This window comes from Pseudoalteromonas sp. 19-MNA-CIBAN-0066, from assembly GCF_040308705.1.
Taxonomy (GTDB): Bacteria; Pseudomonadota; Gammaproteobacteria; order Enterobacterales; family Alteromonadaceae; genus Pseudoalteromonas; species Pseudoalteromonas nigrifaciens.
This window is the reverse complement of sequence record NZ_JBEONZ010000100.1, coordinates 1-513: the sequence shown is the minus strand read 5'-3', so window position 1 is coordinate 513 and position 513 is coordinate 1. Positions and strand designations below refer to the sequence as shown.

The window sequence follows — 513 nt, the reverse complement described above, 5'->3', positions numbered from 1 at the left end:
ATGAACAACTCCCACTAAACGCTGCGCGTTTTGAAGGAGTTTCAAAAAGAAAGCCTAAGCTACCTTTTTAGGCTGGTTCCCAGCCTGAATACCTAACGCCCAGTTTAAGTTAACTTGCGCACTGGCTACATCGCGGGGCTTCTCACAACCACATTCGCATGAGTGCCAGCGGTCTGCTAAGGATTTCTTCTTCTTAGCTCCGCAGTCTGGGCAGGTTTGACTTGGCTTAACTTGCTTTGTTGGTACTTCAACAAATTCGCTACTAGCTTCTTCCGCTTTGTATCGCAGCAAATTAAGAGTCATGGCTGGCGCGGTGTTCAGAATTTCCCGATTCAGACCAGCCTTTTGTTTCACCATTTTTCCGTTTTTCTCGACAGTACCTTTGGCACTGCGAGTCATGTTCTTAACGGTGAGTTTTTCGGTGGCGATCAATGCCGCCACTTCAACTAATTTTGCAGTTTCTTTATGAGTAAAATCGAGTCTTTGACGGGCGATTTTCTGGTGGAGTTTGGC

At 46.4% G+C, this 513-nt stretch carries 1 protein-coding gene; it reads right to left on the bottom strand.

Annotated features, from left to right (window positions below; genetic code table 11):
* Nucleotides 1–54: 54 nt before the first annotated feature.
* Nucleotides 55–513: RNA-guided endonuclease InsQ/TnpB family protein (locus AAEZ18_RS18360; protein WP_350594422.1), on the bottom strand; the 459-nt coding region annotated here is incomplete at its 5' end.